A 19,686-nucleotide genomic window follows, 5' to 3' on the forward strand; every position below is an offset into this window, starting at 1 on the left:
GAGTGGCTACTCCTTGCCGGGGACGGGCGTGGGGGCGGGGGCGGCGGTCGCGGCGTCGGATCCGGCGCGCGCTCCGGCGCGGGAGAGGACCATCAGCAGCGCCCAGGCGATCAGCAGGCTGAGCAGGGACACGGCGACGGACGTCTGCGCCTCGGCGCCCGAGATGGTCACGATCCACACGGCGAACGGCTGGAAGCCGAGGAGCGCCGCGATGGTGTATTCGCCCAGGACCAGCGCCAGGGTGAGGAAGGACGCGCCCGCGAGCGAGGAGCGCAGGTTGGGCAGGATGACCCGCAGCACCACGTACGGCATGCTCGCCCCGCAGTTGCGGGCGGCTTCCACGAGGGTCGGGATGTCGACGGCGCGCAGCCCGGCGTCCAGCGAGCGGTAGACGAACGGCAGCGCCAGGACGGTGTACGCGAGCACCAGCACGAGCGGGAAGGACTCGTTCTGCACGAAGATGAACGTCGAGTAGAGCGGCGTCGTGGAGAGATTCTCCGGACCCCAGCGCAGGACCGTCGAGATGCCGCTGACCAGCGCGATCGGCGGCACCACCAGCGGCAGCATGCAGACGATCTCGATGACCGGCCGCAGCTTCGGCGCACCGAGGCGCACCGCGACCAGCGCGGGCACGGCGAGCAGCAGCGAGAGCACGATGGTGGCCACGGCGAGCCCGAGCGAGAGCAGCAGGCTCTTGGTGAAGCCCTCTGCGGACAGGATGCCGGTGTACGCGTGGAAGTCGACGCCCTGACCCGGCGTGTGCACCGTGAAGATGAACGAGGCGATCAGCGGTACGACGAAGTAGAGCGCGGCCAGGATCAGCACGGCGCCGCGCCAGACGCGCGGGCGGCCCCGCCTCGCGGACGTACGCCGGCCCTTCGGCGCGACGGGCGCGGGCTGAACGCCCGGTTCGGTGGGGCCGGTTGAGGCGGTGGGGGTCAGTGCAGCCATCGGGTGCTCCGTCGCTGGAGGGGCAGATAGACCGCCATGACCAGTCCGGCGATCACGATCATGTCGAGGCTCAGCGCGAGCGCCACGTTCTCCTGACCCACCTGGACGTTGCCGGACAGCGCGTCCGCGATCTTCAGGGTGACGAGGGGTACGGAACCGCCGACCAGCGCGGCGGCGGTGGCGTACGCGGCGAAGGCGCTGCCGAAGAGCAGCACGAACCCGCCGAGCAGGGTGGGCGCGAGGACGGGGATGCCGACGTGGCGCCAGTACTGCCAGGAGGAGGCCCCGGCGTTCTGCGCGGCCTCGCGCCACTGCGGGCGCAGACCGTCCAGCGCGGGGACGCTGACGAGGACCATCAGGGGAACCAAGAAATACAGATAGATCACAGTGAGGCCGGTGAACGAGTACAGGTTCCAGCCGGCCGCGTCGAGGTGCGCGTACTGGGTGACCACTCCGGAGATTCCGAGGGTGGCGACAAAGGCGAAGGCGAGCGGCACACCGCCGAAGTTGGCGAGGACACCGGACGCGGTCAGTACGGATTCACGCAGCGCGCCGCGCCGCGAGGTGACGACGGCCTGGGCGATCAGCATGCCGAGGACGGTACCGATCAGGGCGGTGAGAGCGGACAGTTCGACACTGCCCGTCAGCGAGTTGAGGTACGGGCCCTGGAGCGAGGTCCGCAGGTTCCCACCGGTCGCGGTGGTGGTGCCGGTGACCGCGTCGGTGCTGGTGAAGGCTCCGTACAGGACGGCGCCGACCGGCAGGCCGAAGCTGATCGCGGCGAAGACGAGCAGCGGGAGGGCGCCGAGCCAGGCTCGCGGCGCCCGCCGCCGACGGCGTGTTCCGTCGGCGGCGCCCGGTGCGGGCGCGGTGCCCGCAGCGGGCTGGGTGGGGGCGGTCATCAGGAGACGGCCTTGTCCCAGTTCGAGGCGAGGGTGGCCTTGACCTTTTCGAGGTCGGCGGCCTGCGGGAAGGTCGGGTCGCCCTCGACCGCGGGGAGCTTGGTGACGAACGTCTTGTCGACGGAGCCGTCCTCGGTCATCGAGGGCAGCAGGACGGGCCTGGCGTATCCCTTGAGGTAGAGGTTCTGGCCCTCGGCGCTGTACAGGTACTCCATCCACAGGCGCGCGGCGGCAGGGTGCGGCGCGTCCTTGTTGATGCCCTGCGAGTAGTACTGGGCGTAGACGCCGTCGCTCGGGATGGAGACCTTCCAGTCGACACCCTTGCCCTTGAACTGGTCGGCGAGGTTGGCGTTCAGGTAGTCCCAGTCGATGGAGATGGGCGTTTCGCCCTTCTGCACCGTGGCGGTGGTGGACTCGACGGGGATGAAGTTCCCCTTCTTCTTCAGCTGGCCGAAGAAGTCGATGCCGGGCTGGATGTCCGTGAAGCTGCCCTTGTTGGCGAGGGCGGCCGCGTAGACGCCACCGAAGGCGGAGCCGGACTTGTTCGGGTTGCCGTTGAGCGCGACCTTGCCCTTGTACTCGGGCTTGAGGAGATCGGCGAACGTCTCGGGGCAGACCTTGATGCGCGCGGCGTCGCAGCCGATGGAGATGTAGCCGCCGTAGTCGTTGTACCAGCGGGCCTGCTCGTCCTTCTGCGAGTCCGGGATCTTGTCGTAGCTCTCGACCTTGTACGGGGCGAGAAGGCCCTCGGCGGCGGCGCTGCGGTCGAACGGGATGCCCAGGTCGACGACGTCGGGGGCACGGCCCTGGCCCTTGCGGGTCTTCATCGCGTTGACCTCGTCGGCGCTGGCGGCGTCCGGGGTCTCGACCTTCACCTTGACCTTGTACTTGGCCTCGAAGGACTTGATGATCTCGCCGTAGTTCGCCCAGTCCGGCGGGAGTGCGATCGCGTTGAGCGTGCCTTCCTTCTCGGCGGCGGCGACGAGGTCCTTCATGGTGCCGAAGTCCGCGACGGAGGCCGCGGTGCTCGCCTTCACGCCCTTGGCGTCGGCGGCGTCGGCGGGTCCCTCCGCCTTGGCGCCACAGGCGCTGAGTGCGGTGAGCGCGACGGTACTGAGCGCCAGGGCGGCTACCAGCCGGCCGTTGGCGCGGACGTGGAGTCGGGGCACGCTGTATCTCCCGGGGGAAGCAAAGAAGGGGTTCACTTGTTCATACAAGCTGGCATCAGTTCGCCCGGTCAAGGTGTCTGGCGCGTTAACGTCCGATGGCCTTCACGGCACGGCAGGCGGAAGACCTAAAAACCCCCAAAACACCAGATCATCGCTACCCTTCACGGGAAGAAGCGGACCTGTCGACCGCCCGGGAGGGTGCGCGGGGCCTGTTTCCTGTGCAGTTAGAGTGAAGAACGGGTCCGTACTGGGTAGCCATATCTGTGCACAGTTCAGGAATTCTTCTTTCCGGACCGATGTGACCGACCGGACCGAGGGACGAGGGGGCAGGCGTGAGCAGTTCGCGCTATCTGGAGATCGCGGAGGCGCTGCGGCAGTCGATCCTCGGCGGCGAGTACCCGGTCGGCGCCCGGCTGCCTTCGGAGAGCGATCTGGCGACCCGCTGGTCCGCGTCGCGCGGCACGGTCCGCCAGGCGGTCGGCGTGCTCGCCGCCGAGGGGCTGATCGGCTCCCGGCAGGGCGCCAGGCGCGTCGTCATCCGCCAGGAGCGCCGCCACAGCTTCCAGCAGCTCACCAGCTTCGCGCAGTGGGCGCAGGCGATGGGCAGCGAGGTCTCCAGCCGCATCCTCAGCCGTACGACCCGGCCCGCGACCGCCGAGGAGGCGTCCAGGCTCGGCGTCGCACCGGGCAGCGAGGTGCTGTACGTCCTGCGGCTGCGCCGCCTCGACGGCGACCCGGTCCTGGTCGAGCGCACCGCGTACACCGACTGGGTCGCCCCCGCCGTAAGGGAGTTGCCGGAGGACTGCGTGTCGATCATGAACAGCATCGCGGAGAACGCGGGCATCATCGCGCACTACGGCGAGCACCTGATCGACGCGACGGCGGCGGGCAGCGAGGACGCGCGCCTGCTCGCGGTACGCCGGGGCAGCCCGCTGCTCCGGCAGCGCTACCTCACGTACACGGCGACGGGCCGCCCCATCGAGTGGACGGACGACCGCTACCGCGCGGGCAGCGTGGCCTTCAGCGTCTCCAACTCGGCTGCGGCGGCGCCGCTGGAGCGGCACGCGGGGCCTGATGTGAGCCATAACGGGCGGTGTTGAGCGGTCGGCCGGTACGATCCGCGTCACGCAGACGCCGGACAAGCCGCCCTGGCCCCTGCTGCGTGTGGACCGGTCAAGGACCGGTAGCTGTCGTTGTTCCGACTGTGACGGGTAGGCGCCCGTGTACAGGCGGATGTCATCGAGGCTGCCCGCAATCGACAAGGAAACCGAGGTAACGCGCCATGGCAAAGATCCTGATGATCGTCTCCGCAGCGGACTCGCTGACCCTCGCCAACGGCACGGCGCACCCCACCGGCTACTGGGCCGAGGAGGTCGCCGCCTCGCACGAGGTACTGCGTGACGCCGGCGTCGAGGTGGACATCGCCACGCCGGGCGGCGCACGACCCACCGTCGACCCCATCAGCCTCAACGAGAGCGGCGGAGTCGCGGCGGCCGACGCGAAGCGCTTCGGCGCGTACCTGGACTCCCTTACGGACGAGTTGGCCAAGCCGCTCGTACTCGCCGACGTCTCGGCGGCCGACTACGACGCCGTCTACATCCCCGGCGGCCACGGCCCGATGGCCGACCTCGCGCACGACGCCGACCTCGGCCGCCTCCTGGACGAGGCCAACGGCGCCGGCCGGATCGTCGCCGCCCTCTGCCACGGCCCGGCGGCCCTGCTCAGCGCGGTCCGCGAGAACGGCGAATTCGTCTTCGCAGATCGCAAGCTCACCACCTTTACCGACGAAGAGGAACACCAAGGCGGACTGGGCGACGCGTCCCCGTACTTCGTCGAGGCGAAGCTGCGCGAGCTGGGCGCGGTCGTCGAGGCGGGCCCGGCCTGGACGAGCAAGGTCGTCGTCGACGGCAACCTCATCACCGGCCAGAACCCGCAGTCGAGCGTCGACACGGCGAAGCAGGTCCTCGCGGCGCTGAAGTCCTGACGTCCCGACTCCCCGGTACTGCCGCAGTCGTGCGCGCTGGGCGCGGAATCCGGACCGAGCGGGTCCGAACTCCGCGCCCGCCCGCCGGGTTCGCGGTCGAGGCCCAGGACCAGATCGACAGCTGCATGAGGCGCCTACCGAGGTCGAATCGACCGTCTCAGCGACCCGGCAGGGGTTCGGTGGCAGAGTCGAGTCGCGCCTACGGTTCTCGTCCCGGATGAGCCAGCGGCTTCCAGAACCGCACCGATCAGCTGAGCGCCTTCTCGATCGCTTCGAAGATGTCGGCATCGGTCTCCCGCTGCCAGCGCGGCGGTTCGGGCCAGTCGGCGACGTAGCCCGGCTTCGGGTTCTCGAAGTGCTTGAACATCTGAGCCGTCAAGCACGTAGCGCCGAACCGGCTCTTCTGCTCGCGCGACAGGCTCGACGTGTGGCCGCCGCTGAGTTCGACGAACTGCCGGACCTGGTCGTGGACCGACCCGGCGGCCTCACGCTCCCATTGAGGGGTGTCGTCCCAGGGCGTGACGTAGCCGGCCTTCGGCTCACCGGGAAAGTGCAGTCGCCCTCCCGCGATCCAGCTTTCCCGGAACAGTCGTGCACCTTCGATCTGCGACATACCTACCCCCCTCATGACGGCGTGCTCAGTGCGGCGATCTCGGCCCCCAGCTCCGCCACGCGGTGGTTGCGACTCAGGGGACCGAACTCGTTGCACAGCGCTCGGCGTCTACGGACGACATACCCCGATGCCGAGGCTCGGACCAGGCTGACGGCCTCCCCGCCGTACGCCACGACCTGTTTTGTCCGCCTGATCAGCGCGCGGGCGGAAGCCCCTTGTGACGCAACTCGTGCAGCGCGGCGATGGCACGCAACTGCCGCCGCTCGTAGGCGGTTCCCCGCCGCACGGACACCCACCGGCTCTGCCATGTGAGCCCGGTGGGCCGCGACAGGCTGACCAGCACCCCGTCGAACCCGTCTATCACGCCGACCATTTCGTACCGCGCGTCGTAGACGACCATCCCGACCCGGAGCCCGCCTTCCCGCGTCACGGCCGTTCCCGCCAACTGAGCGCGTTCCGCTCGGCCACCTTCGCGCGCAGCCTGTCGGCCGCGGACTGAGGCCCCGGCGCGTCGGGGCACTCCGCATGCCCGCACTCACACGGCGGCCACCGAAGCGCCGACCCGGGCACGAGGTCCGCGCCGTCCCCGCCGGGTTCGTTCTTCCCCACCACCAGCATCCCGTCCGTGCCCAGTTCCGCGATCAATCTCGACAGGTACCGCCGCGCACCACTGCCGTCCGTCATTCCGCCAACCGCCTCAATCCAAGGAGCACGCGCTCCAACAACCGCTCTGTCACCGGCTCGTAGCCCCCGCCCACGTCACGGGACAGCAGCCGCAGATAGCCCCAGCCGCACACGGTGGGCTCCGGCACCCGGTCACACATGAGGAACGCCCTCCGTCATTGCCCGATCACTGTCTGTGCGATAAGAATCGGTGTTCGCGGCCGCCCTCAACAGGGGTTGGGCCTTTACGGTCGAGAAATAAAGAACGGTGATTCCCGTGGCAGGCAAAGAGCTAAATCCGTACACCAGTCCAGAAGCGTTTTTGGGTGCGGAAGTGCGGCTCAGGCGTGAGACGCGCCAATGGAGTCAGACCAAGCTGGCGGCCGTGGCGAACATGACAGGAAGTCGCATCGCACAGATCGAACTCGACTCCGTCCCAGCGACGTTGGACAACGCAACGGCGCTTGACGTCGCACTGGAGACGGGAGGACTGCTCGCCAGGCTGTACCAGCTTGCGGCCAACGCCCCGACCCTCGACAACTGGGCAGCGGCCTACCTAGGCATGGAGGGGATCGCCTCCTCCATCAGCTGCTACGCATCCTCGTTCATTCCAGGCCTGCTACAGACGGAGGGATACGTGCGCGCGATCATGAAGGAAGGACGTCTTCGTGCCAGCGTCGAGGAAGTGGAGCGTCGTGTTCGAATCAGGCTTCAGCGTCAAGAGATCCTTCGCCGCGCGAAGCCGCCTTCCTTGTGGTTCCTCATGGAAGAGGAACTACTGCGTCGCCCTGTCGGCGGAACCAAGGTGATGGCCGAACAGCTGGGCCACCTAGCCGATTTGAGCACCCATCCATCCGTGGTCATCCAGATCATCCCGACCTCGGCGGGTGCGCACTCCGCGATGGGGTCGACGTTGTGCATTGCGGATCTGCCGGACAGGCCGCGAGTCGCGTACGTGGAGGGCGCCTTTACCGGCAGGCTTTTCACAGACCCGGAGGACGTTGCGCGATGCACACTGGCTTACGATTTGTCGCGGACCAAAGCTTGCGGCCTTGAAGAGTCGGCCCGTCTGATCCACTCCGCGATGGAGGAGATGCGCGCATGAGCAACCTCACCCGCTCAGAGTCCGGCGCCCCCCGGTGGCGCAAGAGCACATACAGCCAGCAGGACGTAGGCGAATGCCTGGAGGTCTCCGACGACTTCCCCGGCATCGTCCCCGTCCGCGACAGCAAGCGGCCCCACGGCCCCGCGCTCATCTTCCCCGCCGCCCCCTGGGCCGCCTTCGTCGCCGACGTGGTGCGGACCGCGCGCCCGTGACCCGTCGCAGTCGATGACGGCGGGGATGATGCCTCCGAAGCCGATGTCCGCGATCCCACCGGCATCTGCGCGTTCTCTCACTCGCCCGCCGTTCCGGTGCCGCGTACAGGCAGGTCGTCAAAGGAATTGACCGTGACACGTATTTCCGTCCGCCTCCGCCAGGAGGCCGACCTCGCCGAGGCGGCCAAAGTTCTCAGCGCAGTCCACGAATCCGATGGTTACCCCGTCGAGGGAGTGGCAGACCCCGAAGCGTGGTTGACGCCGAGGGGAATGACGGCCGCTTGGGTCGCTGAACTGAACGGCCACGTTGTAGGGCACGCTGCCGTCAACCACCCTCAGGCGGGAGACAAGGCGGCTCGCATGTGGAGTGAGCAATCCGGTGAGACGGAAGTACGCGTTGGTGTCTTGGCTCGGCTTTTCGTCGGTCGTGAAGCGCGGAATGCCTCTGCGGGTGCGAATCTGGTAAAGGCCGCGACGTCCTACGCCCGACAGAGCGACCTGCGCCTTGTCCTCGATGTGTTGACGAAAGACGCCGCAGCGATCCGCTTGTACGAACGTCTCGGATGGCAGCGGATCGGCGAGACGGTCCACGTCTTCGGAGATGGACAGCGCAGAGACGCCATCTGCTTCGTGTCCCCTACGCCCTGACAGAGCGCCGTTGAGCTGACACACCGGGCAACAGCGGCGCTATTCCGGGCACTTGGCACAGCCCACACGGACCCGCGCTCATCTTGCGATCGTCTCGTCCGGCTTCACTCTCAGCGCCTCCTTCGCGCCTGGCCTCAACGAAAAGAAGGTATCTTCCGCGTTTTGCTTTCCCCAGAAGTCCAGCGAACTCTTATCGAGCGAACTATCAGGGTGCAGTGACGTTTTCTCAACAGGGTTTATTTCCAGATTCTGTTGAGGACGAGGGCGGCGCGGGCGATGTCGCCGATTCGGCTCGGGCTGAGGGTGATGTGTCGAAGGGTGCGCCAGCGTTGCTTGAATTCGGCGGCGGCGCGTTCGCCGAGGGCGCGGGTGCCTCTGATCAGGTTGTTCGTGGTTCGGGTGTCTTCGTGCAGGGCTTGTTCGGACTGGCCCTGCGGGCGGCGTACCGGTACGCGGATGCCGATGCCGGCTCCGGTGTAGCCCTTGTCGGCCAGGGTGGGCAGGCCGTCGGCTGCGGCTTTGTAGAGGGCGGGCAGGGCGTGGGTGCGGGCGGCGGTGATGTCGGGGACGCTGCCGGGCTGCACGTCGGAGATCCACAGGGGGTGCCGTCCGGGGAGGACAGGAACTGCACGTTGCCGCCGAACGCCTTGTGTTTCTGGCTGAACCACAGGTCGTTGCCGTTCTCACGCGTTCGGGAGAGGCGGTCGGAGGTGATGAGGGTGCCGTCCAGGATCACGTGCGTCATGCCCTCGTCCCGGCAGCGGTCCAGGACCTCGTGCAGGTCCGGGGCCTGGTCGGCGAGGACATCGATCCCTTCGTGGAGGTAGCGGTAGCCGGTGGCCTGGGAGACACCCGCGTCACGGGCCAGGCAGTGCACACAGCCGCGCTCGCGGAACCACCGCAGCACCAACACCGCCTGGCGGAACGGGCCCAGTGCCCGTGAGCCCTTCGGGGTGCCGATGCGCCGCCGGTGTGCGGCCAGCAGGCGGGACAGGTGGACCACGACGTGGCGCGGGACGTCGAGCGTGGCACCATAGGTGACCAACGTGAAGCCTCTGGTGGTTCGGACACGATCTTGTGGTGAGACCTGTCCTACCAGGGGCTTTACGTCTGTCCACGGCCGGGACGGGTTCGTCCGATCCGCCCGCAAGCGCGAGGTTCACAACATATCGCGAAGATCATTTCTCTGAGAAAACCTCACTCGTCGATCGAGGAGTCTTTTGCGGCGGACCTCTTGAACCGCATGGCTCCGACGGCGATTCCTATGACGATCACGGCGAGTACCAGGAAGACCGCGACCTTGGATCCTGTGTCCATCGTTCCATACATGAGTGCTCTCCCCAATTAGATTGAACGGCAAACTATCGAAGCTTGAGAGCTAGATTCCCGACTCTTCGTCCTCATCTGTCCGAACGGTGAGAATGTCGCCCGGTTGACACTCCAGGACCTCGCAGATGCGTGTGAGCGTGCTGAAGCGGATCGCTTTTGCGCGGCCATTCTTGAGTACGGACAGATTGACGTTTGTCACGCCGACGCGAGCAGAAAGTTCGGCCAATGTCATTCCGCGATGCTGGAGAAGCGTGTCGAGGTGAACGACGACAGCGTGGCCGTCACCTTCTTCCGGGGCCATCAGACGAGCCCTTCAAGGTCTTCTCGCATTTTCGCTCCGACACGAGTGATCCGGGAGAAAGCGAGGAGTCCAAGGCCAACAAGTATGGCCATATAGGGCGGGTTCCAGACCTGGATCCAGGAGAGGGGTGTGAGATCGGCATCGCGAGCGAGTGAGTTCAGGAGGGCCGTTCGCGAGATGGCGGTGACGGTTGCGGCCACCACGGCGCCTACGAGGAGCCACCATCCCAGCAGTCGTAGCCGGGTGGCCGTCTGCAGCGTGTGCACCCCGCCGCGCGAGGCGCCGCGGAGCAGCAGGTTGAGGAGGAAGAGGCCTCCGACGTTGACGGCGAGTGTGACCAAGGGTCCGAGGCCGGCAAGGACGTTCTGTGAGGTTGTTGCGCTCTGTGCACAGTAGCGCGGGACGGAGCCGACGCGAGCGCCCGGCTCGGGGATGAAGTCCCGGGCCGCGTACGAGCTGTCGGAGGTCCCGTCCGTGACGCAGACGCTGTGGCCGCTCCAGCCGTGGACGGTGGAGAGGATGAATGCGGCGATGATCAGGGCCATGAGCAGACGCAGGACCACCGAGGCCACGGTCGTGATGGGTTCGAGCAGCTTCTGGTCCTGCGCCACGACATCCACCTTGCCCATCGATTAACGTTGTTATCGAGAAACGATACACGGATGGCATCGGAGGGGGAACCCTCAGATCAAAGCGAGTTGGGGGTGGTGCAGCCGTCGCGCGCCGGCTGCACCACCCCCAACATGAGACGCGGTACGGAACTACTTCAGGTAGCCACCGACGAAGCCGCGGTAGTCGCCCCACACCCGCTCGCGCGCAGACCAGGAGCCGAGGCCACCTGTCCATTTGGCAGTCCAGGTGGTCTCCGTCTGAGCATTGTCGGCGGGCGGAGAGGAGATCCACTCCTTCACCGGAGACGCTTCGAACGAGGCGGCCGGGACGTAGTTGTAGTGCGAGGCGCTACCCGGGTAGACCTTGGTCGTGTCCGTACCCTTGACCTGGTAGTTCGTGCGAACGCTGACCTTGGTGACCTTGATCCCGAAGACCTTGTCGTAGACCGTGTACGAGGCCCACATGTCCTTGGCCGCCGCCTTGGCCGCCATGCCCTCTTGCGGCGTGGACTCTCCGCTCTCCAGCACGGTCTCGACCTCGTGTCCCACGCCAAGCACCTTCGTGGACGCTCCCGACGACGGAAGCGTGTCTGCGACCTCATCGCCTACCTCGCTCACCGCCTGGGTGTACGCCTGAGTCGTCTTCGAGTCACTGATCAGCGTGAGGAATCTGAACTGATCCTCAAACGAGAGCGCCTGGAACTGGGTGGAGATGCCGGCGGCCTCGGCGTCACCCGCCTGCGCCCTGCCCTCCAGGTAGGCGACATAGTTCGCGGCCGTGGTGGTGGGTCCGGGCGGCTGCACGCCACCGGCGGTGGCCGTACCCGGCATCCCCATCAACGCTATTGCGGCAAGACCCGCACCTGCAGCAGCAATGGAACCCTTACGGATTGTCGAACGCATGACTTTGATCCCCTAATGCGATATCCGATTTCGAGGGTACGAAATCGGGCACAAGGAAATGGTGAAGCGCAGCCCATTTAGGCATACGCAAGTCCCCAATCCCCCCATTTGCAAGCCCAATTGAAAGTCACTTCAACTGGCCCCCGGAGAGATCACACTGCACTCACGCATGAGGGTCAACGACTCTTGAGAAGGTTGAGCCTTTCTTGAGCCTGCAGCATAATCAAAGCGGCAAAACGGATAGCTAAGCGGCGGCGGTAATTCCTCTTGACGCAGAATCATGGCAGTCATGCTTTGCCTTGTCGATGGGACTGATCTCGAATGATCCTCAGCCCAGGACGTCGGAAACGGCGTGAGGTAGCAGCGGTTTCATGGGGTTCCTCCGTTCCGCAGGAGTAGCACCTCGACATAGGCGCGGGGCAGGCGCACGCCGGTCGGCCTCCGCTATGCGGATCATGCCGGTGTCGAGCGGAGGCCCGGTGTAGTAGTCGTTGTCTTCGAATAGCTCTGCCATCAGGAACCTCCGTTGTATCCGGCAGCCAGGTGCCGACCGGTGCGGGCTGCCGCGCGCCCTCGTTTACCTGTGCGCCTCACCCGGCCGAGGCCTCCCGACTCACCCCGGTCCCCTCCGCCCACCACCCCAGCGAAATCCAGCCGCGCGACCGCCGCTCCGCCCCGTACCCTCGCCGCATGACACCGCCCGAAGCCCTCGTCCGCGACCACACCGTCTACTCCTGCGTCATGGGTTCGCGGGCCTTCGGGTTGGCCACTGAGCAGAGTGATACCGACATCCGCGGTGTGTTCCTCGCGCCGACCCCGTTGTTCTGGCGCTTCGAGAAGCCGCCCACGCATGTCGACGGGCCGGCGGACGAGCAGTTCTCCTGGGAGTTGGAGCGGTTCTGCGCGCTCGCGCTGCGGGCCAATCCCAATGTCCTGGAGTGCCTGCACTCCCCGCTCGTCGGGCACATCGACGACACCGGTCGCGAACTCGTCGCGCTGCGCGATGCGTTCCTGTCCCGGCAGGCCCATCAGACCTTCGTCCGGTACGCCACGTCCCAGCGCGGCAGGCTGGAAGCGGACGTCCGGCAGTACGGCGAGCCCCGCTGGAAGCACGCCATGCACCTGCTGCGCCTCCTCGGCTCCTGCCGGGACCTGCTGCGTACGGGCGCGCTCGTCATCGACGTCGGTGCGCAGCGGGAGTCGCTGCTCGCGGTCAGGCGCGGTGAGGTCGCCTGGGCCGAGGTGGAGCGGCGGATGAACCGTCTCGCCGACGAGGCCGACGCGGCCGTCGGCCGGTCACCGCTGCCGCCCGCGCCCGACCGCGCCCGTGTGGAGGACTTCCTGATCCGTGCGCGCCGCGCCTCGGCTCTCCTGGCGGGCGCCGACGACAGCAACCTCGCCGCGCCCCAAAGGAGTTAGGCGCCGCCCGTCAGACGCACGTCACCCGCCCGACGTCTCCAGCTCCGCGTCCGCGCCCACGCCCGCGCAGTCGTACGGGTCCTTCAGCCAACCGTCCGGCAGCACCACCCTGTTGTTACCCGACGTGCGCCCGCGCGGCCCGTCCGCGCCGTCCGGCCAGCCCTGGTCGAGGTCCAACTCGGCCAGCAGCGCGTCCATTTCCGCAAGCGACGACGTGATCGCCAACTGCTTGCGCAGCTGCGAGCCGACCGAGAAGCCCTTCAGGTACCAGGCCACGTGCTTGCGGAAGTCGATGACCCCGCGCGCCTCGTCGCCCATCCACTCCCCCAGCAGCTCCGCGTGCCGCCGCATGACCCGCGCGACCTCGCGCAGCTCCGGCCGCGCCGACGCGCCCGTCCCCTCGAACGCGCCCACCAGGTCGCCGAAGAGCCAGGGCCGCCCCAGGCAGCCGCGGCCCACGACCACGCCGTCGCACCCCGTCTCGCGGACCATCCGCAGCGCGTCCGCCGCCGACCAGATGTCGCCGTTGCCGAGCACCGGGATCTCCGGGACGTGTTCTTTCAGGCGGGCGATCGCGTCCCAGTCCGCCGTGCCGCCGTAGTGCTGCGCCGCCGTCCTGCCGTGCAGTGCGATCGCCGTCACGCCCTCCTCGACCGCGATGCGTCCCGCGTCGAGGTAGGTGATGTGGTCGTCGTCGATGCCCTTGCGCATCTTCATCGTGACGGGCAGATCCCCGGCGTTCGTGACCGCCTCGTGCAGGATCGCGCGCAGCAGCGGCCGCTTGTACGGGAGCGCCGAGCCGCCGCCGCGCCGGGTCACCTTGGGGACCGGGCAGCCGAAGTTCAGGTCGATGTGGTCGGCCAGGTCCTCGTCCACGATCATGCGGACGGCCTTGCCGACGGTGACCGGGTCCACGCCGTACAGCTGGATCGATCGCGGCGTCTCGGTCGCGTCGAAACGGATGAGCTGCATGGTCTTCTCGTTGCGCTCGACCAGTGCCCGTGTGGTGATCATCTCACTCACGAAGAGGCCCTTGCCGCCGGAGAACTCCCGGCAGAGCGTCCTGAACGGAGCGTTCGTGATCCCGGCCATCGGCGCCAGCACCACCGGCGGCTGCACGGCGTACGGGCCGATGGTGAGGTTCCCCGTCGCGGCGGGAGCGGGCACGGTGGATGCGGGCGTGTCGAGCTGAGCGGTCATTCGGCCATTGTCCCGTACACGTGGTGTTCCGTATGGCGGACCTCGAACGCGTGTGGTGTACAGGCAGGTCATTAGTTAGACGTACTATCGGCGAATGCCCGAGCTGAGCCGCCGGCGGCGGATGCTGGTGCTGGCGATCTGCTGCATGAGTCTGCTGATCGTCAGCCTGGACAACACCGTGCTGAATGTCGCCCTGCCCTCGTTGCAGCGGGAGCTGCACGCGTCCGTCTCCGGACTCCAGTGGACGATCGACGCGTACACGCTCGTCCTGGCGTCCCTGCTGATGCTCTCCGGCTCGACCGCCGACCGGATCGGACGGCGCAGAGTCTTCAAGACCGGGCTCGTCATCTTCACGCTGGGCTCGCTGCTCTGCTCCCTCGCGCCGAACCTCGAACTGCTGATCGCCTTCCGCATGGTGCAGGCCGTCGGCGGCTCGATGCTCAACCCCGTCGCGATGTCGATCATCACCAACACGTTCACCGAGCCCGCCGAGCGCGCCCGCGCCATCGGGGCGTGGGGCGCCACCATCGGTGTCTCGCTGTCGGCAGGGCCGGTGATCGGCGGAGTGCTGGTGGAGACCGTCGGCTGGCGGTCGATCTTCTGGATCAACATCCCGGTGGGGATCACCGCACTGCTGCTGACCTGGCGGTACGTCCCCGAGTCCCGCGCCGCCAAGCCGCGCAGGCCGGATCCGATCGGGCAGCTGCTGGTGATCGGGCTGCTCGGCGCGATGACGTACGCGATCATCGAGACGCCGAGGTCCGGCCTGTTCTCGCCGGTGATCGTGACCTTCGCCGTGGTCGCCGTACTGTCCCTGATCGGTCTGCTGCTGTACGAGCCGAGGCGGTACGAGCCACTCATCGACCTGCGGTTCTTCCGCAGCGCGCCGTTCAGCGGGGCGACGGTGATCGCGGTCTGTGCCTCGGGGGCGCTCGGCGGCTTCCTCTTCCTGAACACCCTTTATCTGCAGAACGTAAGAGGTCTCGCCGCACTGCACGCCGGGCTTTTCCTGCTGCCCATGGCGGCGGTGACGTTCATCTGCGCCCCGCTGTCGGGGCGGCTGGTCGGCAGTCGCGGGCCCCGGCTGCCACTGCTGATCGCCGGGATCGGCATGACGGTGAGCGGGGTGCTGTTCGCCGCGTTCAGCGCGGATACGAACAATTGGCTGCTCTTTCCGAGTTATGTACTCTTTGGTATCGGCTTCGGCATGGTGAACGCGCCGATCACCAACACCGCCGTCTCCGGCATGCCCCGCTCGCAGGCGGGCGTCGCGGCCTCCGTGGCGTCGACCAGCAGGCAGATCGGGCAGACGCTGGGGGTCGCGGTGGTGGGCTCGGTGCTGGCGTCGGGGATCGTGACGTCGAGGTACAAGCAGACGTTCGAGACCGCGGCCCACCCGGCCTGGTGGATCATCACCGGGGCCGGCGGGATCGTCCTCGCGGTGGGGCTGCTGACCAGCGGGACGTGGGCGAACGGGACCGCGCGGCGCAACGCGCGGCGGCTGGAGACGGCGTCCGCGCCGTAACGCAGGGCTTGACCAGCGCCGCCGCAGAAGCCGGGAGCGGAGACCATCCGCGCAGCGCTCCGAAAGCGGGGCATACCGTGTCGGACCACGCAGGTCGTTGCGTGGACAACCTTTCCGAACAACCCCCGTCCTCCCCGCCTTCTACTGGATGCGCGTGCCGACAGCGGCCGTGCCCCCGACAAGAGCAGGAGACGGGCCATGGCCTTCGAGATCGGCATTTACTCATTCGGCGAGCTGACCCCCGACCCGGTCACCGGCGAGGTCAGGACCCCGCAGACCCGGCTCCGTGAGTTCATCGAGCAGTCCGAGGTCGCCGACCAGGCGGGCCTTGACGTATTCGCCCTCGGCGAGCACCACCGCGCCGACTTCGCGGTCTCGGCGGTCCCCGTGGTCCTCGCCGCGATGGCCACGCGGACGAAGAACATCAAGCTGTCCAGCGCGGTCACGGTGCTCAGCTCCGAGGACCCGGTCCGGGTGCACCAGCAGTTCTCCACCCTGGACCTGATCTCCGACGGCCGCGCCGAGATCATCGCGGGCCGCGGTTCCTTCACCGAGTCGTTCCCGCTGTTCGGATACGACCTGGACCTCTACTCGGAGCTGTTCGCGGAAAAGCTGGACCTGCTCCTGGCGATCCGCGAGCAGAACCCGATCACCTGGAGCGGCCGGCTCCGCGCGCCCCTGTTCGACGCGGACATCTCGCCGCGTCCGCTCCAGGACAAGCTGCCGCTGTGGGTGGCCGTCGGCGGCACGACCGCCTCGGCCGTCCGGGCCGGCACGCTCGGTCTGCCCCTCGCGCTCGCCATCCTCGGCGGAGCCGTGAACCGCTACGCGCCGCTCGTCCAGCTCTACCGGGACAGCGCGCGGCGGGCCGGTCACGACGTCTCCGCGCTGCCGGTGTCCATCAACTCCCCCGGCTTCGTCGCCCCGACCTCCAAGGCCGCCCGCGAGCTGTCGTACAACTACTTCAACCGCGGCATGCTGGAGAACTTCCACCAGCGCGGCAAGGGCTTCCACACCCCGCGCCCGGCGTACGAGGCGCAGGCCACGCTCGGCGGCGGTCTGTTCGTCGGAAGTCCGCAGGAGATCATCGACAAGATCCTCTACCAGCACGAACTCTTCGGTCACCAGCGCCTGCTGATCCAGCTCGGCTACGGCGGAGTCCCGCAGAAGGACATGCTGAAGGCCATCGAGCTGCTGGGCACCGAGGTCGCTCCCGTCGTACGCCGTGAGATCGCCGCCCGCGAGGCCGCGCAGAGCAACGCGAAGGTGACCCGGTGAACGCGCCGCTGCGGCCGCTGAAGGTCGTCACGGTCTCCGGAAGCCTTCAGGAGCCTTCCAAGACCGTGTCGCTGACCGAACACATCGTCCAGACCCTGGCCACGCGCCTGCCGATCGAGAACCACCGGATCGACATCCACCGGCTCGGCCCCGGATTCACCGGCGCGCGGCACCCGGACGATCTGCCGGAGGACGTGCTCCAGGAGATGCGGCTGCTGGCCGAAGCGGATCTGGTGATCGCCGCGAGTCCGGTCTTCCGGGCCTCGTACACCGGTCTGTTCAAGCACTTCTTCGACCTGATCGAGGACCAGTACGCACTGGCCAACAAGCCCGTGCTGCTGGCGGCCACCGGAGGAAGTGACCGGCACGCGCTGGTGCTGGAGCACCAGTTCAGGCCGCTGTTCGGCTTCTTCCAGGCCCTCACCGTGCCGGTCGCGCTGTACGCGAGCAGCGGTGACTTCGACGGTCTCCAGATCCTGAACCCCGAGGTCCACGCCAGGATCGAGGTGGCCGTCGACGACATCGCCGAGCTGCTGCGCGCCCGCGTCGGCGCCCACGAGGAGGCCGCGCCGGTATGACCAGGAGCAACAACAAGCCGGCCGGTGACAAACCGGCCGGCGCGAGGGCTGGCGGCGGCCGGTCAGGTGGCGGCAAACCGGTCGGCGGCAGGTCTGCCGGCGGCCGGGCGGGCGGCGGCAAGCCGGGCACCAGGGCGGGCAACCGCACCGGTGGCAAGCCGGCAGGCGCCGGCAATCCGTCCGCCACCCCGCAGGGCAAGGCGCTGGTGGACGAGCTGCTGATGGTGCACAAGGCCATCCGCGACGACCTGGCGAAGGTACGCAAGCTGGCCCAGCGGGTCACGAAGGGCCTGACGGCCTCGGAACTGGCCGCGGATCTCAAAACGTTGCAGACCAGAGGGCCGCTGTGGCAGTTGCGGGTGAACTGCCTCCAGCACTGCCGTCATGTGCACACGCACCACAGCTTCGAGTCCGCCATGATGTTCCCCGCTCTGAAGGCGGCCAATCCGACGCTCCGTCCCGCCGTGAACCGGCTGGAAGCGGAACACCGGGCCATCTCCGACCTCCTGGACGAGGTGCAGGGCGCGGCCTCCGCACTCGCCGAGGACGCCTCGGCAGAGGCGCGGCGGCGCGTGGTGAAGGCGCTCGACGTGTTCGCCGAGCACCTGCTCAAGCACCTCGCCTTCGAGGAGGAGCAGATCATCCCGACCCTGCGCCGCTGGACCCGCCCGAACTACTTCTGACCGGCGCCGCCCCCACCGGAGCGCGCCACCGACCATCACCCCACTGACCAGAGCCATTGCCGACCAGAGCCGTCGCCGCCCCGCGCCATCGCCGCCGGGCGGCCTCGCGGCTTTCACTCGCGACCGATCGAGGAGTCTCGTATGAGCAGCCAGGAAGCACCGGCGGACAAGGAATTCGTCCGCTCCCCGAACCACTTCGCCGACCGGATCACCGCCGACGGTTCCTCACCGTGGCCGGTGGAGCCGGGACGCTACCGCCTGGTCATCAACCGGGCCTGCCCCTGGGCCAGCCGCGCGGCCATCTCCCGCCGGCTGCTCGGTCTGGAGGACGTCATCTCGATGGGGATCACCGACCCGATCCAGGACGAGCGCAGCTGGCGGTTCACGCTCGACCCGGACGGCCGGGACCCGGTCCTCGGCATCCGCTACCTCTCCGAGGCGTACACGGCGGCCGAACCGGATTACGACGGCGGGGTCAGCGTGCCCGCGATCGTCGACATCCCCAGCGGGCGGCTCGTCACCAACGACTACCCGCAGATCACGCTCGACCTGGCCACGCAGTGGACCGCCTACCAGCGGCCCGGCGCTCCCGACCTGTATCCGGAGCACCTGCGCGCCGAGATCGACGCCGTGAACGCCGATGTGTTCGCCGACATCAACAACGGTGTGTACATGGCCGGTTTCGCCAGGAACCAGAAGGTGTACGAGCGCGTCGTCAACCGCCTCTTCGCACGCCTGGACGCGCTCTCGGAGCGGCTGGAGCACCAGCGTTACCTGGTCGGCGACACGATCACCGAGGCCGACATCAGGCTGTTCGTCACCCTGGTGCGCTTCGACTCCGTCTATCACGGCCACTTCAAGTGCAACCGCAACAAGCTGAGCGAGATGCCGGTGCTCTGGGCCTACGCCCGTGATCTGTTCCAGACGCCGGGCTTCGGGGACACCGTGCACTTCGAGCACATCAAGCGGCACTACTACTACGTCCACCACGACATCAATCCCACCCGGATCGTGGCCGTGGGGCCCGACCCCCGTGACTGGAACACCCCGCACGGCCGTGAGGCGCTGGGCGGACGGCCGTTCGGCGACGGAACGCCTCCCGGGCCCGTGCCGGCGGGCGAGGAAGTCCCCGCGATCTGAGGCCGGTGCGGTGTGCGGACCGCGTGCGGTGTGCGGTCCGCGTGCGGTGTGCGGTCCGCGCGAGGCCGGCCCGCGTGCGGTGTGCGGTCCGCGCGAGGCCGGTCCGCGTGCGGTCCGCGCGGGGTGACATCTCTGCGATCCGGAGTTTCCCGACCGGAATCGTTGCGCGCACAAGGTTCGCGAACAGACCGGATCCCCGCGGACTTGTCATAGATGTGCGGCAACGGCGCCGCCGGGAAAACCCAGCGGAATCACCCAGACTCACCCACGCGGTCACCACCCCCGAGGAGCCTTCGATGACCAGCCCCAAGAACCTGCTCGACCCGAACGAAGCTGTGATCGTCTTCATCGACCACCAGCCGATGACGCTCTTCGGCGTGCACTCGCACGACCCGCAGACCGTCGTCAACAACACGGTCGCGCTGGCCGAGATCGCCAAGCTCTACGACGTGCCGGTCATCTACACGACCGT

The 19,686-nt window shown here is 67.8% G+C and carries 21 protein-coding genes and 1 pseudogene; 11 read left to right on the forward strand and 11 right to left on the reverse strand.

Features of this window, described 5'->3' with window-relative positions; genetic code table 11:
- Positions 1–6: 6 nt before the first annotated feature.
- From ACIP6N_RS06875 to ACIP6N_RS06885, 3 genes are read right to left on the reverse strand one after another with little or no spacing between them, the layout of a single operon-like run.
- Entirely contained in the window at positions 7–951 is a 945-nt protein-coding gene (locus tag ACIP6N_RS06875) for an ABC transporter permease (RefSeq protein ID WP_401813455.1), read from the reverse strand.
- A complete protein-coding gene (locus ACIP6N_RS06880; RefSeq protein WP_401813456.1) occupies positions 939–1,853 on the reverse strand; it encodes an ABC transporter permease in 915 nt (304 codons plus the stop codon). Before ACIP6N_RS06880 ends, ACIP6N_RS06875 begins: the two co-directional genes overlap by 13 nt.
- On the reverse strand, positions 1,853–3,022 hold the full coding sequence (locus ACIP6N_RS06885) for an ABC transporter substrate-binding protein (protein WP_401813457.1): 1,170 nt from the start codon (positions 3,020–3,022) through the stop codon (positions 1,853–1,855). The genes ACIP6N_RS06880 and ACIP6N_RS06885 overlap by 1 nt, the downstream gene beginning before the upstream one ends.
- 332 nt (positions 3,023–3,354) lie before the next feature.
- Here ACIP6N_RS06885 and ACIP6N_RS06890 point away from each other — a divergent pair, with 332 nt between their 5' ends.
- Positions 3,355–4,122, forward strand: coding sequence for a GntR family transcriptional regulator (locus ACIP6N_RS06890; RefSeq protein WP_401813458.1), 768 nt, complete (start codon positions 3,355–3,357; stop codon positions 4,120–4,122).
- Between the two features lie 182 nt (positions 4,123–4,304).
- Positions 4,305–5,006 (forward strand): type 1 glutamine amidotransferase domain-containing protein, encoded by a 702-nt coding sequence (locus tag ACIP6N_RS06895; protein ID WP_401813459.1) that lies wholly within the window; start codon positions 4,305–4,307, stop codon positions 5,004–5,006.
- 247 nt (positions 5,007–5,253) lie between these two features.
- Here ACIP6N_RS06895 and ACIP6N_RS06900 read toward each other — a convergent pair whose 3' ends face one another.
- From ACIP6N_RS06900 to ACIP6N_RS06910, 3 genes are all read right to left on the reverse strand, one after another.
- Positions 5,254–5,619, reverse strand: a complete 366-nt coding sequence (locus ACIP6N_RS06900; protein WP_401813460.1) for a hypothetical protein — start codon at positions 5,617–5,619, stop codon at positions 5,254–5,256.
- Between the two features lie 193 nt (positions 5,620–5,812).
- Positions 5,813–6,049: a hypothetical protein gene (locus ACIP6N_RS06905; protein WP_401813462.1), complete on the reverse strand. Its 237-nt coding sequence runs from the start codon at positions 6,047–6,049 to the stop codon at positions 5,813–5,815.
- Positions 6,046–6,303 carry a hypothetical protein gene (locus ACIP6N_RS06910; RefSeq protein WP_401813464.1) on the reverse strand — a complete coding sequence of 86 codons (258 nt, stop codon included), beginning with the start codon at positions 6,301–6,303 and terminating at the stop codon, positions 6,046–6,048. Before ACIP6N_RS06910 ends, ACIP6N_RS06905 begins: the two co-directional genes overlap by 4 nt.
- 256 nt (positions 6,304–6,559) lie before the next feature.
- Between ACIP6N_RS06910 and ACIP6N_RS06915 the strand changes: the two genes are divergently transcribed.
- The 3 genes from ACIP6N_RS06915 (at position 6,560) to ACIP6N_RS06925 (ending at position 8,247) form a co-directional block, all read left to right on the forward strand.
- A complete protein-coding gene (locus tag ACIP6N_RS06915; RefSeq protein WP_401813465.1) occupies positions 6,560–7,387 on the forward strand; it encodes a Scr1 family TA system antitoxin-like transcriptional regulator in 828 nt (275 codons plus the stop codon).
- Positions 7,384–7,599, forward strand: coding sequence for a DUF397 domain-containing protein (locus tag ACIP6N_RS06920; RefSeq protein WP_401813466.1), 216 nt, complete (start codon positions 7,384–7,386; stop codon positions 7,597–7,599). Before ACIP6N_RS06915 ends, ACIP6N_RS06920 begins: the two co-directional genes overlap by 4 nt.
- A 270-nt stretch (positions 7,600–7,869) precedes the next feature.
- Positions 7,870–8,247: a GNAT family N-acetyltransferase gene (locus tag ACIP6N_RS06925; protein WP_401813530.1), complete on the forward strand. Its 378-nt coding sequence runs from the start codon at positions 7,870–7,872 to the stop codon at positions 8,245–8,247.
- A 236-nt stretch (positions 8,248–8,483) separates the two neighbouring features.
- Here the strand turns inward: ACIP6N_RS06925 and ACIP6N_RS06930 are convergent.
- The 4 genes and pseudogenes from ACIP6N_RS06930 to ACIP6N_RS06945 all read right to left on the reverse strand — a co-directional run bounded on the left by ACIP6N_RS06930 (position 8,484) and on the right by ACIP6N_RS06945 (position 11,319).
- Positions 8,484–9,292, reverse strand: a pseudogene (locus tag ACIP6N_RS06930) (transposase family protein).
- A gap of 333 nt (positions 9,293–9,625) precedes the next feature.
- Positions 9,626–9,877 (reverse strand): helix-turn-helix domain-containing protein, encoded by a 252-nt coding sequence (locus ACIP6N_RS06935; RefSeq protein WP_401813468.1) that lies wholly within the window; start codon positions 9,875–9,877, stop codon positions 9,626–9,628.
- A complete protein-coding gene (locus ACIP6N_RS06940) occupies positions 9,877–10,506 on the reverse strand; it encodes a hypothetical protein (RefSeq protein WP_401813470.1) in 630 nt (209 codons plus the stop codon). Before ACIP6N_RS06940 ends, ACIP6N_RS06935 begins: the two co-directional genes overlap by 1 nt.
- 132 nt (positions 10,507–10,638) lie before the next feature.
- Positions 10,639–11,319: a hypothetical protein gene (locus tag ACIP6N_RS06945; RefSeq protein ID WP_401813471.1), complete on the reverse strand. Its 681-nt coding sequence runs from the start codon at positions 11,317–11,319 to the stop codon at positions 10,639–10,641.
- 762 nt (positions 11,320–12,081) lie between these two features.
- Between ACIP6N_RS06945 and ACIP6N_RS06950 the strand changes: the two genes are divergently transcribed.
- The gene (locus ACIP6N_RS06950) at positions 12,082–12,810 is read left to right on the forward strand and encodes a DNA polymerase beta superfamily protein (RefSeq protein ID WP_401813473.1); all 729 of its coding nucleotides are present in this window, start codon (positions 12,082–12,084) and stop codon (positions 12,808–12,810) included.
- A gap of 21 nt (positions 12,811–12,831) precedes the next feature.
- On the opposite strand, the gene dusB is transcribed toward ACIP6N_RS06950, so the two are convergent.
- Positions 12,832–14,010, reverse strand: a complete 1,179-nt coding sequence (gene dusB, locus ACIP6N_RS06955; RefSeq protein ID WP_401813474.1) for a tRNA dihydrouridine synthase DusB — start codon at positions 14,008–14,010, stop codon at positions 12,832–12,834.
- A 94-nt stretch (positions 14,011–14,104) separates the two neighbouring features.
- Here dusB and ACIP6N_RS06960 point away from each other — a divergent pair, with 94 nt between their 5' ends.
- The 5 genes from ACIP6N_RS06960 (at position 14,105) to ACIP6N_RS06980 (ending at position 19,214) form a co-directional block, all read left to right on the forward strand.
- Positions 14,105–15,535 carry an MFS transporter gene (locus ACIP6N_RS06960; RefSeq protein ID WP_401813476.1) on the forward strand — a complete coding sequence of 477 codons (1,431 nt, stop codon included), beginning with the start codon at positions 14,105–14,107 and terminating at the stop codon, positions 15,533–15,535.
- Positions 15,536–15,733: 198 nt separating this feature from the next.
- On the forward strand, positions 15,734–16,813 hold the full coding sequence (locus ACIP6N_RS06965) for an LLM class flavin-dependent oxidoreductase (RefSeq protein ID WP_401813477.1): 1,080 nt from the start codon (positions 15,734–15,736) through the stop codon (positions 16,811–16,813).
- Entirely contained in the window at positions 16,810–17,391 is a 582-nt protein-coding gene (gene msuE / locus ACIP6N_RS06970) for an FMN reductase (protein ID WP_401813479.1), read from the forward strand. The genes ACIP6N_RS06965 and msuE overlap by 4 nt, the downstream gene beginning before the upstream one ends.
- Positions 17,388–18,074 (forward strand): hemerythrin domain-containing protein, encoded by a 687-nt coding sequence (locus ACIP6N_RS06975; protein WP_401813480.1) that lies wholly within the window; start codon positions 17,388–17,390, stop codon positions 18,072–18,074. The genes msuE and ACIP6N_RS06975 overlap by 4 nt, the downstream gene beginning before the upstream one ends.
- Before the next feature lie 141 nt (positions 18,075–18,215).
- Entirely contained in the window at positions 18,216–19,214 is a 999-nt protein-coding gene (locus tag ACIP6N_RS06980; protein WP_401813482.1) for a glutathione S-transferase family protein, read from the forward strand.
- The last annotated feature ends 472 nt before the right edge of the window (positions 19,215–19,686 follow it).

It is taken from the genome of Streptomyces sp. NPDC088725 (genome assembly GCF_044751305.1).
Taxonomy (GTDB): Bacteria; Actinomycetota; Actinomycetes; order Streptomycetales; family Streptomycetaceae; genus Streptomyces.

Bases quoted from the DNA above. Each gene is read 5' to 3' on its own strand.
- ACIP6N_RS06875 (WP_401813455.1), bottom strand. From the start codon at position 951: ATGGCTGCACTGACCCCCACCGCCTCAACCGGCCCCACCGAACCGGGC.
- ACIP6N_RS06880 (WP_401813456.1), bottom strand. From the start codon at position 1,853: ATGACCGCCCCCACCCAGCCCGCTGCGGGCACCGCGCCCGCACCGGGC.
- ACIP6N_RS06895 (WP_401813459.1), top strand. From the start codon at position 4,305: ATGGCAAAGATCCTGATGATCGTCTCCGCAGCGGACTCGCTGACCCTC.
- ACIP6N_RS06900 (WP_401813460.1), bottom strand. From the start codon at position 5,619: ATGTCGCAGATCGAAGGTGCACGACTGTTCCGGGAAAGCTGGATCGCG.
- ACIP6N_RS06910 (WP_401813464.1), bottom strand. From the start codon at position 6,303: ATGACGGACGGCAGTGGTGCGCGGCGGTACCTGTCGAGATTGATCGCG.
- ACIP6N_RS06920 (WP_401813466.1), top strand. From the start codon at position 7,384: ATGAGCAACCTCACCCGCTCAGAGTCCGGCGCCCCCCGGTGGCGCAAG.
- ACIP6N_RS06925 (WP_401813530.1), top strand. From the start codon at position 7,870: ATGACGGCCGCTTGGGTCGCTGAACTGAACGGCCACGTTGTAGGGCAC.
- ACIP6N_RS06935 (WP_401813468.1), bottom strand. From the start codon at position 9,877: ATGGCCCCGGAAGAAGGTGACGGCCACGCTGTCGTCGTTCACCTCGAC.
- ACIP6N_RS06940 (WP_401813470.1), bottom strand. From the start codon at position 10,506: ATGGGCAAGGTGGATGTCGTGGCGCAGGACCAGAAGCTGCTCGAACCC.
- ACIP6N_RS06945 (WP_401813471.1), bottom strand. From the start codon at position 11,319: ATGCCGGGTACGGCCACCGCCGGTGGCGTGCAGCCGCCCGGACCCACC.
- ACIP6N_RS06950 (WP_401813473.1), top strand. From the start codon at position 12,082: ATGACACCGCCCGAAGCCCTCGTCCGCGACCACACCGTCTACTCCTGC.
- dusB (WP_401813474.1), bottom strand. From the start codon at position 14,010: ATGACCGCTCAGCTCGACACGCCCGCATCCACCGTGCCCGCTCCCGCC.
- ACIP6N_RS06960 (WP_401813476.1), top strand. From the start codon at position 14,105: ATGCCCGAGCTGAGCCGCCGGCGGCGGATGCTGGTGCTGGCGATCTGC.
- ACIP6N_RS06965 (WP_401813477.1), top strand. From the start codon at position 15,734: ATGGCCTTCGAGATCGGCATTTACTCATTCGGCGAGCTGACCCCCGAC.
- ACIP6N_RS06975 (WP_401813480.1), top strand. From the start codon at position 17,388: ATGACCAGGAGCAACAACAAGCCGGCCGGTGACAAACCGGCCGGCGCG.
- ACIP6N_RS06980 (WP_401813482.1), top strand. From the start codon at position 18,216: ATGAGCAGCCAGGAAGCACCGGCGGACAAGGAATTCGTCCGCTCCCCG.